Annotated in this window: 14 protein-coding genes and 2 pseudogenes; 5 read left to right on the top strand and 11 right to left on the bottom strand. The window is 73.1% G+C overall.

What is annotated here, in order from left to right:
- The 4 genes from LX15_RS31465 to LX15_RS31480 form a co-directional block, all read right to left on the bottom strand.
- Positions 1 to 329: ferrochelatase (locus LX15_RS31465; protein ID WP_253674767.1), on the bottom strand; the 329-nt coding region annotated here is incomplete at its 3' end.
- Positions 326 to 805, bottom strand: coding sequence for a Fur family transcriptional regulator (locus LX15_RS31470; protein WP_253674768.1), 480 nt, complete (start codon positions 803 to 805; stop codon positions 326 to 328). The genes LX15_RS31465 and LX15_RS31470, both read right to left, overlap by 4 nt.
- 52 nt (positions 806 to 857) lie before the next feature.
- Positions 858 to 1,439 (bottom strand): hypothetical protein, encoded by a 582-nt coding sequence (locus tag LX15_RS31475; RefSeq protein WP_253674769.1) that lies wholly within the window; start codon positions 1,437 to 1,439, stop codon positions 858 to 860.
- A 254-nt stretch (positions 1,440 to 1,693) separates the two neighbouring features.
- The gene (locus LX15_RS31480) at positions 1,694 to 2,323 is read right to left on the bottom strand and encodes a DUF305 domain-containing protein (RefSeq protein WP_253674770.1); all 630 of its coding nucleotides are present in this window, start codon (positions 2,321 to 2,323) and stop codon (positions 1,694 to 1,696) included.
- 189 nt (positions 2,324 to 2,512) lie between these two features.
- On the opposite strand from LX15_RS31480, the gene LX15_RS31485 reads away from it, so the two are divergent.
- The 3 genes from LX15_RS31485 to LX15_RS31495 all read left to right on the top strand — a co-directional run bounded on the left by LX15_RS31485 (position 2,513) and on the right by LX15_RS31495 (position 5,515).
- Positions 2,513 to 3,952 (top strand): LVIVD repeat-containing protein, encoded by a 1,440-nt coding sequence (locus LX15_RS31485; protein ID WP_253674771.1) that lies wholly within the window; start codon positions 2,513 to 2,515, stop codon positions 3,950 to 3,952.
- 161 nt (positions 3,953 to 4,113) lie between these two features.
- Positions 4,114 to 4,845, top strand: coding sequence for a dienelactone hydrolase family protein (locus LX15_RS31490; RefSeq protein ID WP_253674772.1), 732 nt, complete (start codon positions 4,114 to 4,116; stop codon positions 4,843 to 4,845).
- A gap of 10 nt (positions 4,846 to 4,855) precedes the next feature.
- A complete protein-coding gene (locus tag LX15_RS31495) occupies positions 4,856 to 5,515 on the top strand; it encodes a phosphoribosyltransferase (RefSeq protein ID WP_253674773.1) in 660 nt (219 codons plus the stop codon).
- Between the two features lie 174 nt (positions 5,516 to 5,689).
- Here LX15_RS31495 and LX15_RS31500 read toward each other — a convergent pair whose 3' ends face one another.
- From LX15_RS31500 to LX15_RS31510, 3 genes are all read right to left on the bottom strand, one after another.
- Positions 5,690 to 7,774, bottom strand: a complete 2,085-nt coding sequence (locus LX15_RS31500) for a transglycosylase domain-containing protein (protein ID WP_253674774.1) — start codon at positions 7,772 to 7,774, stop codon at positions 5,690 to 5,692.
- Between the two features lie 231 nt (positions 7,775 to 8,005).
- On the bottom strand, positions 8,006 to 8,680 hold the full coding sequence (locus LX15_RS31505) for a class I SAM-dependent methyltransferase (RefSeq protein ID WP_253674775.1): 675 nt from the start codon (positions 8,678 to 8,680) through the stop codon (positions 8,006 to 8,008).
- Between the two features lie 77 nt (positions 8,681 to 8,757).
- The gene (locus tag LX15_RS31510; RefSeq protein ID WP_253674776.1) at positions 8,758 to 9,777 is read right to left on the bottom strand and encodes a tetratricopeptide repeat protein; all 1,020 of its coding nucleotides are present in this window, start codon (positions 9,775 to 9,777) and stop codon (positions 8,758 to 8,760) included.
- 359 nt (positions 9,778 to 10,136) lie between these two features.
- Between LX15_RS31510 and LX15_RS31515 the strand changes: the two genes are divergently transcribed.
- Positions 10,137 to 10,460: a DMT family transporter gene (locus LX15_RS31515; protein WP_253674777.1), complete on the top strand. Its 324-nt coding sequence runs from the start codon at positions 10,137 to 10,139 to the stop codon at positions 10,458 to 10,460.
- A 94-nt stretch (positions 10,461 to 10,554) separates the two neighbouring features.
- Here the strand turns inward: LX15_RS31515 and LX15_RS31520 are convergent, their stop codons facing one another.
- Positions 10,555 to 11,964 carry a Gfo/Idh/MocA family protein gene (locus LX15_RS31520; RefSeq protein WP_253674778.1) on the bottom strand — a complete coding sequence of 470 codons (1,410 nt, stop codon included), beginning with the start codon at positions 11,962 to 11,964 and terminating at the stop codon, positions 10,555 to 10,557.
- 143 nt (positions 11,965 to 12,107) lie between these two features.
- On the opposite strand from LX15_RS31520, the gene LX15_RS33355 reads away from it, so the two are divergent.
- Entirely contained in the window at positions 12,108 to 13,313 is a 1,206-nt protein-coding gene (locus LX15_RS33355; RefSeq protein WP_253674780.1) for an FAD-dependent monooxygenase, read from the top strand.
- Between the two features lie 233 nt (positions 13,314 to 13,546).
- Here LX15_RS33355 and LX15_RS31530 read toward each other — a convergent pair whose 3' ends face one another.
- The 3 genes and pseudogenes from LX15_RS31530 to LX15_RS31540 form a co-directional block, all read right to left on the bottom strand.
- Positions 13,547 to 13,738 carry a hypothetical protein gene (locus LX15_RS31530; RefSeq protein ID WP_253674782.1) on the bottom strand — a complete coding sequence of 64 codons (192 nt, stop codon included), beginning with the start codon at positions 13,736 to 13,738 and terminating at the stop codon, positions 13,547 to 13,549.
- Positions 13,739 to 13,836: 98 nt separating this feature from the next.
- Positions 13,837 to 14,038 (bottom strand): annotated as a pseudogene (locus LX15_RS31535) (integrase core domain-containing protein); the annotation flags it as partial.
- Between the two features lie 540 nt (positions 14,039 to 14,578).
- A pseudogene (locus LX15_RS31540) lies at positions 14,579 to 14,858 on the bottom strand (integrase core domain-containing protein); the annotation flags it as partial.

A 14,858-nucleotide genomic window follows, 5' to 3' on the forward strand; every position in this document is an offset into this window, starting at 1 on the left:
GAGGTGGTGAACACCAACGCCCGCCGCACCCCGTCCGCGGCCATCGCCGCCACCGCGTCCTCCACCATCGGGTGCCAGTTCCGGTTCCCGAAGTACACCGGCAGCGCGATCCCCCGCCCGGCCAGCTCCTTCTCCACCCGGCCGATGATGTCCCGGTTCAACCGGTTCAACGGGGACACACCCCCGAAGTGCAGGTAGTGCTGGGCGACCTCCTCCAGCCGCTCCGGCGGCACACCCCGACCCCGGGTCACGTTCTCCAGGAACGGCCGCACGTCCTCCGGGCCCTCCGGCCCACCGAACGACAGAAACAACAACGCGTCGAAGTTCACTTGTTCTCCTGGCAGTCCGCGCACACGCCACGGAAGATGACCTGCGCCTGTTCGATGACGCCGACCGAGTCCCCCGCCGTGAGGCACGGCGAGGCGCCGACCAGGCAGTCGACGTCGAAGACCCGACCGCAGGAGCGGCACACGAAGTGGTGGTGCCAGCCCCGGTCGAGCTCGTACACCGCGGGGCCGTGCCCGATGTCGGCGACCGTGCAGATGCCGGCGCCGGTGAGCGCGGCGAGCACGTTGTAGACACTGGCCCGCGGAATCCTGGTTCCCGCCCGCACGAGGTGGGCGTGCACGTCGTCGGCCGTACGGTGTCCGCCCATCTCGCGGAGCGCCTCGGCCACGGCCAGTCGGGGAGCGGTGGCCCTGAGCCCGGCCTCCTGCATCCGCTCGACCAGCCCGGCGGTGTGGTCGGGGTTCGACCCCTCGGGGTTCGACCCCACCGTGTCCGGTTCTGTCACGTCCTCTGTCACGTCACTCACCACACTTGCTCGGCTCCGGCGCCCTCGCCGACGTCCACCAGCATCATGCCTGGTGGACGCCCTGGTCCCCGGCGTGGTCGGCGGGCACGGCCGCCCGCGCCTGGCGCTCGGCCCGCTCGTGGGCCAGCGCGCGCAGGCCGAGGACCACGGAGGTGTGGGCCTCGCCGAGGGCGGCGGCGGTGAGCAGCGCGCGCCGGGCGATCTGCTGGCCGCGGAGGTGCTCGGCGGCCAGCCACTCCAGCAGGAAGCCGCCGTTGCCGACGGCCTGGCTGGCCTGCCGTTCCCTGGGGGAGGGCAGCCCGTAGTGCTCGCACAGGCGCTGGATCTCGGCGGAGAGGTCGTGCAGGGCGGCCACCAGGTCGCCGACCTGGTCGGTGAGGGCGGGGCGCGGCAGGCGCTCGTCCTGGCCGCGCAGCGCGCCGCGGGTGGTGGTGAGCAGGGCGTGGCTGAGCGCCAGCAGCTCGGCGAGGTGGCCGACGAGGAGCTCGGGCCGCACGTCGTGGCCGGCGGCCCGGCGTCGCGTGCCGGTGGTCGTCGGGGACGGGGTCGTCGCGCGGTTGGCGGTCCTGCCGGTGGTCCTGGTCTGGCGGCTGCGGTGGCTGGCACGGCGCTCGTGGCTGTACATGAGGCTCCCCCGGGTGGGTCGGCGCTGACCGTGCCAGTTTAGACAATGTCCATGTCCAGATATTTGCGGTGTCAACCGGACGATCAGGTGAAGTCGCGCACCAGGGCGCGCCACCGCGGGCGACAGGAGACCGAAAGGCGCGACGACGTGCGTGAACGCCGCCGCGACACCCCCTGACCTGGTCGTTCGGCGGCGCGGCGAAGATGATCAAGATCACGCGGCGGCCGCCCCCGGCCCCGCGCGGCGGACCGGGCTCAGCCCCCGAGCAGCGCCCGCATCCGCGTGATCTCGGCGGTCTGGGTGGCGATGACGTCCTGGGCCATCTCCTGCACGAACACGTCCACGCCCCGGGTCAGCACGTCGGTGGCCATGGTCACCGCCCCCTCGTGGTGGGCGATCATCAGGCGCAGGAACTGCCGGTCGAACTCGCCGCCGGACGCGGCGCGCAACGCGGCGAGCTGCTCGGGCGTGGCCATCCCCGGCATGGACGCGTGGTCGTGCCCGCCGTGCTGCTCGGCCTGCCCGGTGCGCTCCAACCACGCCCGCATGGCCGCGATCTCCGGCCCCTGCGCGTCGCTGATGCGCGCCGCCAGCCCCCGCACCTGCTCGTCGCCGGCGCGTTGCGGGGCCAGCGCCGCCATGTCCAGCGCCTGCCGGTGATGGGTGATCATCATCTGGACGTAGGTGGTGTCCGCCGCGTTCGGCCGGGTCGCCGGCCGCGCCGCCGACGGGGCGACGGACCGCGTGGCGGCGGGCTCTCCCGGACCACCGGGAACGATCACCGGCGGGGTGGACTCCCCGGTGGCCCGCTCCGGCGGCTCGTCCGAGCAGCCCACGGCCAGCGAGCCGAGCGCCAGCACCATCACCACGCGTCGCCACCACATCCCCGGCCCCCTCCGCTCCGCCGGCAGGACAGGCCGAGAACGTACCGACGCCGGCGGGGCCGCCGAAACCACCAGGACGGGACAAACCCGCCGATCGGCCCTGTCGCCTCCTGTGACCACGCGGACACACTGCGCTTCGACGGGTGCCGCCGCCCGCACTTCCCACCCGCGGTGAGGGGAGATCGACGGATGTCGACCAAGGAACGCAGAGGCCGACGACGCGGGGTGCTCGCGGCCGTGGGAGCGGTGACGTTGGGCGTCGCGCTGCTCGCGCCGCCCGCCGTGGCGGAGCCGGGCGAGAGCGCCGGCATCCCCGGCGTCGACCAGGTGTCGAGCAGCAGGAACATCCGGCAACTGGCGAACATCCCGAAGCAGGCCCCGTTCGACAACGAGGACGCCTTCGGCACCGACATCGCCTTCGCGGACAACCACGCGTTCGTGGGCAACTACGACGGCTTCGTCGTCTACGACGTCTCCCGGCCGAGGAGGCCGAGGATCGTCAGTCAGGTGCACTGCCCCGGCGGGCAGAACGACATCTCGGTGCACGGAAACCTGCTGTTCCTGTCCACCGACTACCCGCGCAGCAACAACACCTGCACCAGCGAGCCGCGCACTCCCGCCGACGCGGACGGCTGGGAGGGCATCAAGGTCTTCGACATCAGCGACAAGCGCAACCCGCGCTACGTCGCCGCCGTCGACACCAAGTGCGGCTCCCACACCCACACCCTCGTCCCGGACAAGGCCGGGGAGTCGGTGTACGTGTACGTCTCCTCCTACAGCCCCCGGCCGAACTTCCCCAGGTGCCAGCCGCCGCACGACCAGATCTCGATCGTCAAGGTGCCGTTGCGGCACCCGGAGCGGGCCGCGGTCGTCGCCGAGCCGGTGCTGTTCCCCGACGGCGGGAACCCCGGGCGGCCGGGGCAGTTCCCCGACCCGTACGTCACCGCCACGACCGGGTGCCACGACATCACCGCCTACCCGGAGAAGGACCTCGCGGCGGGGGCCTGCATGGGCGACGGCGTGCTGATCGACATCTCGGACCGGGAACGCCCCCGGGTGTTCGAGCGGGTGCGGGACGACCGGAACTTCGCGTTCTGGCACTCGGCGACCTTCAACAACGAGGGCACGAAGGTCGTGTTCACCGACGAGCTGGGCGGGGGCGGCGCGCCGGCGTGCGACGCGAAGACCGGGCCGACCAGGGGCGCGGACGGCATCTACGACATCGTGGGCCGGGGCGACCAGCGCAAGCTCGTGTTCCGCAGCTACTTCAAGATCCCCCGCTACCAGGCCGAGACCGAGAACTGCGTGGCGCACAACGGCTCGCTGATCCCGGTCCGCGGCCGCGACATCATGGTGCAGGCGTGGTACCAGGGCGGCGTGTCGGTGTGGGACTTCACCGACTCGGCGCGGCCGAAGGAGATCGGCTACTGGGAGCGCGGGCCGCTGTCGACCGACCGGAAGATCACCGGCGGGTCCTGGTCGGCGTACTACTACAACGGCCACATCTACTCCAGTGACATCCAGAAGGGCCTGGACGTGCTGGACCTCAACGACCCGAGGACGCACATCGCCAAGTGGGTGCGCATGGACGAGCTGAACGTGCAGACGCAGGGCTCGTACCGGGGCTGACGGGCGTCGCGCTCCGAGCGCGGCCCTCCACAGGGGCGTGCCGGGGCTCCCCGCACACCAGCGGACCCCTGCCGGGTGACGGCGGGGGTCCGCCGGCGTTTGCCGGTTCACCGGCCGGGGGTACACCGGACGGAGGAGGGTGGCGGGAGGTGGTGCGCGCCATGACCCAACCAGTGACCCTCGAGACCAGCGGTCCGCTCGGCCCCGGCCGGCTCTCCGGCGACCTGGTCGTCCCGGCCGACGCCACCGGGGTGGTGGTGTTCGCGCACGGCTCCGGCAGCTCCCGGCACAGCCCCCGCAACCGCGCGGTGGCCGAGAAACTCCAGGACAGCGGCTGCGCCACGCTGCTGCTCGACCTGCTCACCCCCGGTGAGGAGGAGGTCGACGCGCGGACCACCGAACTCCGCTTCGACATCGGGTTGCTGGCCGACCGGCTGACCACCGCCGTGGACCGGGTCGCCGAGTGGCCGAACACCCGCGACCGGCCGGTCGGGCTGTTCGGGGCGAGCACCGGGGCCGCCGCCGCGCTCGTCGCGGCCGCGCGGCGGCCCGACCGGGTGGCCGCCGTCGTCTCGCGGGGCGGGCGGCCCGACCTGGCCGGGGAGGCCCTCGCCGCGGTCCGGGCGCCGACGCTGCTGGTCGTGGGCGGCCACGACACCCAGGTGCTCCAGCTCAACCGGCAGGCCGCCGCCCTGCTGGGCGGACCGCACGAGCTGAGCGTCGTGCCCGGCGCCTCGCACCTGTTCGGCGAGCCGGGCGCGCTGGCGAAGGTGGCCGAGCTGGCCGCCGCCTGGTTCCGGGAGCACCTCGGCGGCGGTGGGCCGCGCCCGGCCACCGCGCAGGGCGGGCACTTCCGGCCGCCGGAGCCGGTGCGCCGGCAGCCGTTCATGTAGGGGAGGCGTGATGCGCTGGGGACCCCTGGCCAGCGCGCGGTTCGACGACCGCAGGGCGGGTGGGCGGCACCTGGCCGCGCAGCTCGTGCGGATGGAGTGGACGGACCCGGTCGTGCTCGGGTTGCCCAGGGGCGGGGTCCCGGTCGCCTTCGAGATCGCCCGCGCGCTGGGCGCGCCGCTGGACGTGGTGGTCGCCCGCAAGATCGGCGCGCCGTTCCAGCCGGAGTTCGGCGTCGGCGCGGTCACCGTGGACGGCCCGCCGATCTACGACACCGCGAGCCTGGCCATGCTGCGGCTGCGGGCGGAGGACCTGCGGGACGTCTGCGAGCGGGAGCGCGCCGAGGCCCGACGTCGGCTGGAGCTGTACCGGGCGGGGCGGCGCGGGGTGCCGCTGGCCGGCAGGGACGTGCTGGTCGTGGACGACGGCCTCGCGACGGGGGTGACGGCCAGGGCGGCGCTGCGCGGGCTGCGGGAGGAGCGGCCGCTGCGGCTGGTGTTCACCGCGCCGGTGTGCGCGCCGGACTCGGCGTCGGCGTTGCGGTCGGAGGCGGACCTCGTGCTGTGTGCCGCCGAACCGGTGGACTTCCGGGCGGTGGGCCGCTGGTACCAGGACTTCGGGCAGACCACCGACGAGGAGGTGCTGGACCTGCTCGACCAGGCCAACGCCTGATCATCCCCTGTCATCCACTGATCGAGCCTGACCGCTGGGCCGTCGCGCCGGCGTCGGAGGGTCAGAAGAGGGTCGGAGGAGCAGGGACGAGCCGCCCCCGGAACGACGTCGGCGCCGCACCCTGGAGGGTGCGGCGCCGAACGCCTGGTCGCCGAACGCCGGGTCGCCGGATGCCTACCGGTAGCGCGGGTCGGCCTCGGGGAGGCCGCGGTCCGGCTTGTCCGCGTGCAACGGCCCCATCGCCTTGAACCAGGTGGGCGCCGCGATGTCACCGCCGTACGCGCCCGTGCCCGCCTGACCGCAGAGCCGCACGGGGCTGTGGCAGATCACCTGCGGCGCGACCCCGTCGGTGAAGACCAGGACGGCGCCGGAGTAGTCGCGGGTGGCGCCGAGGAAGCCGGAGGACCAGTGGTTCTCGGTGGTGCCGGTCTTGCCGATCATCGGCCTCGACCAGCCGTTCGCCGCGGCGGCGTTCTTGGCGGTGCCGACGACCGAGTCCTGGCTCATGCCCTGGGCCAGGGAGCGGGCGAGGGCGGGCTCGACCACCTGCTCGCAGGGGGCCTCCTGGATCGGCACGGGCCTGCCGTTGCGGTCCAGGATCTGCTCGATCGGCGAGGGCGGGCACCACCTGCCGTCGCTCATGATCGTCGCGCCGACGTTGGACAGCTCCAGCGCGCTGGCCGGGGTCACGCCGAGGGTGAACGACCCGTTGTTTTCCTTGACGGTCCGGTCGTACACGCTCATCCAGGAGTTGTCACCGGCCTTGCGGTGCTGGCCCTGGGTGTTGACCTCCTTCAGGCTCTCCCGCATGCCGAGCTTGTAGGCCATGTCGACGACGTTCTTCAGCCCGGCCTCCTCCTCCAGCTTCACGAAGGGGGTGTTCGGGGAGTGCGCGAGCGCGCCCTGGATGGTGGTGCTGCCCATGGGGGCGGTGGCGTTCTTGACCGTCCACGGGCGGCCACCGTCCTTGAAGACGGGGGAGGTGTAGGTCTCGGGGACGGCGACCTGTCGGCTGATGCCGGCGTTCTTCTGCTGCATGTACGCCGCGGCGGTGAAGATCTTGAAGATCGAGCCGGCGCCGAACGGCGTGACCTGGCTGGGCAGCTCGTAGGAGCTCTGGCCCTTGTCCGCGTCGTTGCCGAAGTCCCGGTTGGCGACGAGCGCGCGCACCTTGTGCCGGTCCTGACCGGGCTCGATGATCGCCATGGTGTTGGCGACGCCCCTGGTGGTCTTGGACACGGTGGCCTCGGCGGCCTTCTTGGCCTCGGTGCTGGCCTTCTTGTCCAGCGTGGTCCTGATCGTGTAGCCGCCGCGCTTGACCTGGTCCATGTCCAGGCCGGCCTTCTTCAGGTAGCTCAGGGCGTACTCGCAGAAGAAGCCGTCGGTGGGGCCGGCGCCGACGCAGCCGTTGTTGCGGAGGTTCAGCTCGGGCAGGACGCCGAGGCCCTTGGCCTTGTACTCCTCGGCCAGCCGCCGGTTCTCCTCGTCGTCCCGGCTGAGCATCTTGTTCTCGGCCATCTTGTCGATGACGATGTCGCGCCGCTTCTTCGCGCCCTCGGGGTTGGTCACCGGGTTCAGCACGCCGGGCATGTTGACCATGGCGGCCAGCAGCGCGGCCTGGTGGATCTCCAGCTTGTCCGGGGAGGTGTCGAAGAACGCGCGGGAGGCCTCGGCCACGCCGTAGATCTGGTACGGGAACGGGACGATGTTCAGGTACCGGGTGAGGATCTCGTCCTTGGAGAGCTTGCGCTCCAGGTCGAGGGCGATGCGGATCTCCTTGAGCTTGCGCGCCGGGGTCTGCTCGATCGCCTTCTTGTACTGCGGGTCCTTGGCGTCCTTGGCGACCACGAACGCCAGGTAGTTCTTGACGTACTGCTGGGTGAGGGAGGAGCCGCCGCCGGTGATCTCGTCCGACGCGGCGTTCTTCACCATGGCGCGCATGGTGCCCTGCCAGTCGACGCCGTTGTGGTCGAAGAACCGGTGGTCCTCGATCGCGACGATCGCGGCCTTCATGGTGTCGTTGATCTTGTCGGCGCCGACGATCACCCGGTCCTGGTCGTACAGGTAGGCGATCGGGTTCCCGTCCTTGTCGGTGATCGTGGTCAACAGCGGCGGGTCGACGCTGACCAGGTCGGCCGAGACCTTGTCCACCGTCTCGGCGGCCTGGTTGGACGCCAGCCCCAACCCGCCGAAGACCGGGAACAACATCGCGGCCACGAGCACACCCGCGACCACGCAGAGTCCCAGGAGTTTCGCCATCCCCGACGTCCGTGCGACACGCACCGTCCGCACATCCCCTTCCACGCACACCAGACGACCGACCCGGGCCCGACACCCGGTTGATCGGACACCACCCCGCGGTCCCGGCGTTACCCGCCGACGGACCCCAACACTCCCACCCGTAAAGGCGCCGCGGCCGGGCCGGGGGTTGCCTCCACCGTGCCAGATCAGCCGAAACCGGCTGCTCGTCGGGGTCCTGGGTGATCGATGTCACGTCCGTTCGCCGCGCAGCCACCGCGCCTCGCGCGCGAACCGCTGGTCGGGCGGGGTGGCGACGCCGCGCACGACGGGCGCGGCGAGCGACCGCCCCCGCGCGTCGACGATCTCCAGTTCGGTGATCTGGAACCCCGCGGCCGTGATCGCGGGCAGGGTGCGGCGGTCGGGGCGGCAGCCGCCCGCGAGGCGGGACCACAGCGGCGCGGCCAGGTCCTGGAGCCGGCCGGGGAGGCCGACGGACCGGATGTGCTCCAGGAACACCAGGCGGCCCCACGGGGCGAGCACCCGGCGGGCCTCGGCCAGGGCCGCCGCCTGGTCGGCGACCGAGCAGAGCGCCAGGGCGCTCACGACGACGTCGAAGGCGTCGCTGGGCAGGGGCAGTCGTTCCGGTCGGGCCGCGAGGACGGTCACGGGCAGGCGGAGGGCGCTGGCCTCGTGGTCGATCTCGACGCCGACCCCGGGATCGGGTTCGACGACGACCAGGCAGCGCGGCGGGCCGTAGTGGCGCAGGGTGGCGGTGGTCCCCGCGCCGAACCCGACCACCCGGCCGCGGACCGGCGCGACGAGCGCCGCGCACGCCGGGGACAGCCAGTCGTGACCAGCGAAGCCGCGACGTGCCGCCGCCCGGCGGGCGAGCGGGCACCGGGCCGCGCGGTCACCTCGCGCCACGACGCGCCTTCCTCGGTCGGCGCCCCCTCGGTCCTGGTGCGTCGAGGGTAGCCCGCCGAGCGACGGGTCGGCCCTGGTCAGGCGCGGGGACGGTCGCCGCGCGGGCGGGTGGCGGCGCGGTTGCCCAGCACCGCCACGGCGGCCAGGGCGGTGGCCAGCCAGGAGACGGCCACGGGCTGGATGGACAGCGGCCAGAACGCGTGCACCACCGACCAGGCGACCAGCAGGCCGAACCCGATCCCGAGCAGGACCACGGCGAGGCCCAGCAGGGGCCGGCGCGGCAGGAGCCGGGGAACGTCGCGCAGCACGGTCGGCGGCACGCGCCGGCCGAACGCCAGGACGAGGGCGGCGACGGCGACGCACAGCAGGAGCCCGAACCAGGCCAGGCCCTGCTCGGGCCTGGGGTACCCCGCGAACAACAACGCGAGCCCGCCGACGCCCTGGGCGAGCGCGACCCGGCGCAGCAGCGCCCACGCCGCGGCCTCGAACCCGAGGGTCGGGCGGCCCGGCGCGTGCCCGTTCGCGCCGCCGCGCAGGCGCTGGACCATGGCCAGGTTCAGGCCCGCGTGCTCGCTGCCGGGGTCGATCCGCAGCGCGTCGCGGTAGGCGTGCTCGGCGTCGTCGAGGCGGCGACCGGCCAACGCGACGTCGCCGAGGACCTCGCGCGGGCGCGCCTCGTGCGGGGCGAGCCGCACCGCCTCGCGGGCGGCGTCGACGGCCTCGGGCGCGCCGGCCCGGCCGTCGGCGACCAGCGCCTCGGCCAACGCGACCTGGCACCGCCACTCCCCCGGTTTCAGCCGGGCCGCCTCCCTGGCGGCCAGCACCGCCTCGGCGGGGCGGCCCAGCTCGGTCAGCGCGAGGCTGGCCAGGCGGTGGGCCCACTCCAGCGTCGCGTCGACCACGGCCGCCCTGCGGGCGGCGTTCAGCGCCGCCTCGTGCTGCCCGTCGTCCAGGAGCGCGGCGGCGAGGTGGCACCAGGCCAGTGCGTGGTCCGGGTGCGACCGGACGACGGGCCGCAACAGCCGCACGGCCTCCGCGTGCTGACCGGAGCGGGTGAGTTCGGCGGCGCGCAGCAGGACCCCGTCGATACCGGTCACCGGGCCAGTCTCGCAGTGTTCGCGTCACCGTCACACCGCCTCGACGGGGATCGGGCGGAAAGATCCGCCCACCGGTCCGCGTGGTGTGGCTGATCTGTCGACGACGCGGGAACCCCTTGCTGACACGTGGTGGGTCGCCGCCGTCCGGTGTCGCCGACCAGCCGAGGGGCGTTCGCTCCCGGGGTCAGCTCGGCCCCAGGGACCAGCGGTGGGCGGCTCACGACGCGACAGATGTTGGAAATGCCCACAACCTTGTCGACCAGATCGCCAACGAGGTGGTCCCGCGCCCATCTCGTTGCCCGTCGCCCGCTGCGCGTCGCCTGGGGACCGCCAGCGGGCACGCGCGAGGGAGTGTTCCCATGGCGTACCTGTTCCTCTTCGGCGCCGTCGTCGCCGAGGTGATCGGCGCGATCGCCACCCGCTTCTCCGACGGGTTCACCAGGCTCCTGCCGACGACCGTGACGGTGGTCGGGGTCGTCAGCGCCTACTTCCTGTTGTCCCTGGCGCTGAGGGCCGGCATGGGCATCGGCGTGGCCTACGCGATCTGGGCCGCGCTCGGGGTCTGCGCCGTGGCCCTGATCGGCGCGCTCCTCCTCGGCGACGGTCTCACCTGGGTCCAGGCGGCCGGCATCGCGCTGGTGATCGGCGGCGTCGTCTCGATCGAGCTGGGAGGTCGGCATTGACGACGCGTTCCGCCACGGAGACGGGGCCGCGATCGTCGCGGTCACGCTCCGGGGGTGGGACGCGTCGTCGCCGGACCTCCTCCTCGGTCGTGCGTCAGGCCGGCTTGGGGCGGTCGACGCCGGCGCGGGACTGCCGCCAGCGACCCCGCGTGAAGTCCGGGAACGGCACGGGCGCGCCGCCCCGCCGGATCGACTCGGCGCTGAGCGCGACCGGGGCGCTCCACGTGGCGGAGTCGTAGACGTCGATGTCGGGGACGAGGCCCAACCGCATGGTCTGGATCGTGCGGTAGAGCATCAGGTAGTCCATGCCGCCGTGGCCGCCGGGACCCGGGCCGACGTCGGTCCACAACCAGTGGTCGTAGCGCGCGTAGTCGTCGAAGTCGGCCCAGCGGTCCCCGGAGTGGTCGGGCTCCAGGTAGATCCGGGGCGGGTAGTCCTCGAACACGCCCTTCGTGCCGGCGATCTGGTTGAGCCGGCTGTACGGATGGGGGTTGGACACGGTGTGCTGGAGGCGGATCACCCTGCCGCGCGCCGTCTGGATCAGGCTCATCGTGGTGTCGCCCTTGACGTAGCGCTCGCGCCAGGAGGAGTCCCCCGGCTGCTCGTGCTGCTGGCGGTACTCGGCGAGGCCGAGCGCGGGGGTGCTCATGGCGGTCATCCGCACCAGGCGGTCGCCCCGGTTGACGTCCATGTAGTTGGCGACGGGGCCGAGGCCGTGGGTGGGGTAGAGGTCGCCGTTGATCCTCGTGTGCCAGGTCCGACGCCACTCACCGGCGTAGTAGGTGTCGGAGAACATCAGTTCCCGCAGGTCGTGGATGTATGCGCCGGCTCCGTGCAGTAGCTCGCCGAACCTGCCCTCGTGCACCATGCGCAGCACGCGCAGCTCGTTGCGGCCGTAACAGCAGTTCTCCAGTTGGATGCAGTGGCGGCGGTGCCGCTCCGAGGCGTCGACCAGCTCCCACAGCTCGCGCAGGGTCATGGCCAGCGGGCACTCGACGCCGACGTGCTTGCCGTTGCGGAGGGCGGCCAGCGCCATCGGCGCGTGCCACTCCCACGGGGTGGCCACGTACACGAGGTCGACGTCGTCGCGGGCGCAGAGCTTCTCGAAGTCGTGGTCGCCCCCGGCGTACGGGGCGGGTTCGGGGTGTCCGGCGTCCCGCACCTGTCGCACCGCGCGGCGCACGGCCTCCGGGTTGGTGTCGCACACCGCCGTGACCTTGGTTCCCGGCACGGCCAGGAACAGCGGGATCATGCCCAGCCCCCGGTTGCCCAGGCCGATCACGCCGACGCGCACGTGTTCGTGCCGCTCGTACGGCACGTCGATCATCGACGCGCCCTGGGGCGCCGGCCACGAGCGCTCGTCCTCACCGACGCCGGAGAGGGGGTCGGCGGCCGACGCGAAGCCCGGCAGGCCGCCCACGCCCAGGGCGGCGCCGGCCACGACGCCGGTCCGGAACAACGTCCGTCGGGACACCTGGCTTTCCGGGTCCGGACGCTCGACCATGTCGCCTCCCGGGCGAATCGGGCGAATCTGCGCGAAATTGGGTGATCGGACGCAGATTCGCACAAGATCGCGCACAGTCACCAGCGGACGAACGAGCGAATCGGACCGGTGCGGCGACGACGGAGGGTCACTACGGTCGTGGTGTGGACGCCGTCGTCGTCGGAGCGGGACTGGGCGGCCTCGCGGCCGGCCTCGGACTCCGGCGCGCGGGCTGGCGGGTCCGGGTGCTCGACCAGGCCGACGACCGCGCGGACGACCGGGGCGGGACCGACGCGGCCCACACTGACACGGCCATCACAGCCACCGACACAGCGGACACGGCCACTACGCCCGACATCGCCGACACGCCCGTCGCGCTCTGGCCCGGGGCGTTCGCGGCGCTGGAGGAGCTGTGCCCGCGGTGCGAACCCCTGCCCCGCGCTCCGTGGCCTCCGGGCTCCGGGGTGTTCGACCGCTCGGGCCGCCTCCTCGTGAGCTTCGACCCGCTGGTGGCCAGCGGCGCCGCGCCCGCCGTCCTGCCGCTCGACGAGGTCCGCCGCGGGTTGCTGCGGGCGCTCGGCCCCGAGCACGTGGTGCCGTCGGCCCAGGTCATCGGGGTCAGGGAGACCTCGACCCGGGTGGTGGTCCGGTGTGCCGACGGAGTCGACCACCTGACCGGCCTGGTGGTCGCGGCGGACGGGCCGCGCGGCGTGCTGGGACCGGAGGTGGACGACCGGCCCCGGGTCCGCCACCTGGGCGCGACGAGTTGGCACGGCCTCCTCCCTCCGGGACGCGTGCGGCCGGAGTGGCACGGCGAGATGTGGGGCCGGGGCGAGGTGTTCGGGGTCGCGCCGCTGCCCGGCGGTGGTCTCGCCTGGTACGCCGTGGCCCCGACCGGCGACCCCGGGCGCGACCTCGCCCCCGTCCCGCACGAGTGGTTCGCGCGGTGGCCGGCGCCCGTGCCCGAGATCCTCGCCGCGGCCGAGGACCACCCGCCGGTCCAGCGCCCGGTCGAGGGCCTGTTCCCCCTGCCCCGGCGGTACGTCCGGGGCAGGATCGCCCTGCTCGGCGACGCCGCCCGTGGCGCGTCGCCCGTGCTCGGGCAGGGCGCGGGCCAGGCACTGGCGGACGCGGTGATCCTGGAGCTGGCGCTGCGCGCCAAATCCCGTCTCGACGAGGCGCTGGCGGCCTACGACCAGGTCCGCCGCCCTCAGGCCAACCGCGCGGCCCGGCGGACCTGGCTCGCCGCCGCCCTCCACCGACTCCGTCACCCGGTGGCCGTCGACGTCCGGGACGGCCTGCTGGCGCACGCTCCACAGTGGATGATCGGCCGAGTTGTCCTGCGCGCCCTCGGCGGCATCGGCTCCTGAGATCCTGACTGTCGACCCCTGGCGGGAAGAGGCGCGGCGAGGGATCAGGACACCGGACGGCGCGCCGCGCGGGAGCAGTCGCCCTCGGCCGGGAGGTACATCAACGACGTCGCTCCCAACACACCGAGGACGTGCAACGACCAGAGACCGAGCCGGGAGCACGGGGAGAGCCGCCAGGACGAGGACGGCGGCGACCAGCGACAGCGCCACGCGCGCCCACGCCCGACCGCGCTTCATCCGGATCGCCAGCCACCGACGAGGAACGCGACGACGGGAAGACCCGCGAGGACGAGGTCGGGCCTCAGCTCCGCCCACAACCTGTCCGTCTCCGTGACGCCCCATCCCCTGCGCGCCTCGTTGAGGGCGTCCTCCCGCAGCAGGGCAAGGACCGGCCAGACGAGGAACAGCGACACGACCGCGCCCACCGTCCACAAGCCACAGCACACGTCGACCACGACCGATGACTCAGGTCATCGCGTCGTCATGCGGCCGACCCGGCGAGGAGAGGACATGACAAGAGCACCTAGGTGTGCTGTCCCGAGAGGTGAGGAACGCGGCTGGCGGGTGAGAGGCCTCCGAGTGCGCTGTGACCGTGGTGGGGATGGATCGGTGTGCGGCCATCGCGGCAGTGCCGCACGGCGTCCGGTTGCTGACCGGTGGGGACGGGCATGGGCCTACTCGTTGATCAGAGTGCGGATGAACCGTTCGACCTTGCCGTTGGTCTCCTGGCCGGCTCGGATCGTGGTGCGCGGAACGGTGGCGCAGGCCCCCTACGCGTCCGAGGACCCTGGTGACCGCCGCCGTCGGGAATGCTGCCCAGTTCCTAGATGTCGACGTGCGCCAGGTCGCCGGACGCGTGGTGTCGCGGCGGGTCGGCTCGCTGGTGGCCCGGTCCAGGCGCCGAAGGCCGGGCCAGGCCGTCGCGCACGAGGACCCGATGCGCGGCTGGTGTGCGGGCGTGAGGGCCGGTCGGTCATGCCTGCCGGGCTCTCCTTCGTGGTAGCGACCGGCCCCTTGTGGCCGCTCGGTGCTGACCGCGACCGGGAAGCGTTGCGCGGCCACGCGAAGCGGCCATCCGTCGTCGGCGACATACCAGGCAGGACGCGCGCCGGCCCAACCCGGTCGGTGGTGGGTGAGCGTGAGGAATGAGGGCCTGCTGTGGCTTGGTGGGTGAAGACGCAATCCACCGAACCCGGAGGCCCTCCCTCATTTCACGATCATCCGGCTACGTGTCGGGCCGTTCGCAACCTCTCGGGACAACACACCTAGGTGTTCTGTCCTGTGAGGTTGGGGACGCGGCTGGCGGGTGAGAGGCCTCCGAGTGGGCTGTGACCGTGGTGGTGATAGTCGGTGTGCGGCCATCGCGGCAGTGCCCCACGGCGTCCGGTTGCTGACCGGTGGGGACGGGCGTGGGCCCACTCGGTGATCAGAGCGCGGTTGAACCGTTCGGCCTTGCCGTTGGTCTCCTGGCCGGCGCGGGCGGGTGCGGTGGTGGACGATCCCGTTCGTGGCCAGGCAGTCCCGCCACACGTGTGAGCGGTAGCA

The sequence above is a fragment of the Streptoalloteichus tenebrarius genome (genome assembly GCF_024171885.1).
In the GTDB taxonomy this organism is placed as follows: domain Bacteria; phylum Actinomycetota; class Actinomycetes; order Mycobacteriales; family Pseudonocardiaceae; genus Streptoalloteichus; species Streptoalloteichus tenebrarius.

What these genes read in the sequence shown, in the direction of transcription:
- LX15_RS31475 (WP_253674769.1), bottom strand. Translation starts at nt 1,439, where the DNA reads ATGTACAGCCACGAGCGCCGTGCCAGCCACCGCAGCCGCCAGACCAGG.
- LX15_RS31480 (WP_253674770.1), bottom strand. Translation starts at nt 2,323, where the DNA reads ATGTGGTGGCGACGCGTGGTGATGGTGCTGGCGCTCGGCTCGCTGGCC.
- LX15_RS31485 (WP_253674771.1), top strand. Translation starts at nt 2,513, where the DNA reads ATGTCGACCAAGGAACGCAGAGGCCGACGACGCGGGGTGCTCGCGGCC.
- LX15_RS31490 (WP_253674772.1), top strand. Translation starts at nt 4,114, where the DNA reads ATGACCCAACCAGTGACCCTCGAGACCAGCGGTCCGCTCGGCCCCGGC.
- LX15_RS31495 (WP_253674773.1), top strand. Translation starts at nt 4,856, where the DNA reads ATGCGCTGGGGACCCCTGGCCAGCGCGCGGTTCGACGACCGCAGGGCG.
- LX15_RS31500 (WP_253674774.1), bottom strand. Translation starts at nt 7,774, where the DNA reads ATGGCGAAACTCCTGGGACTCTGCGTGGTCGCGGGTGTGCTCGTGGCC.
- LX15_RS31515 (WP_253674777.1), top strand. Translation starts at nt 10,137, where the DNA reads ATGGCGTACCTGTTCCTCTTCGGCGCCGTCGTCGCCGAGGTGATCGGC.
- LX15_RS31520 (WP_253674778.1), bottom strand. Translation starts at nt 11,964, where the DNA reads ATGGTCGAGCGTCCGGACCCGGAAAGCCAGGTGTCCCGACGGACGTTG.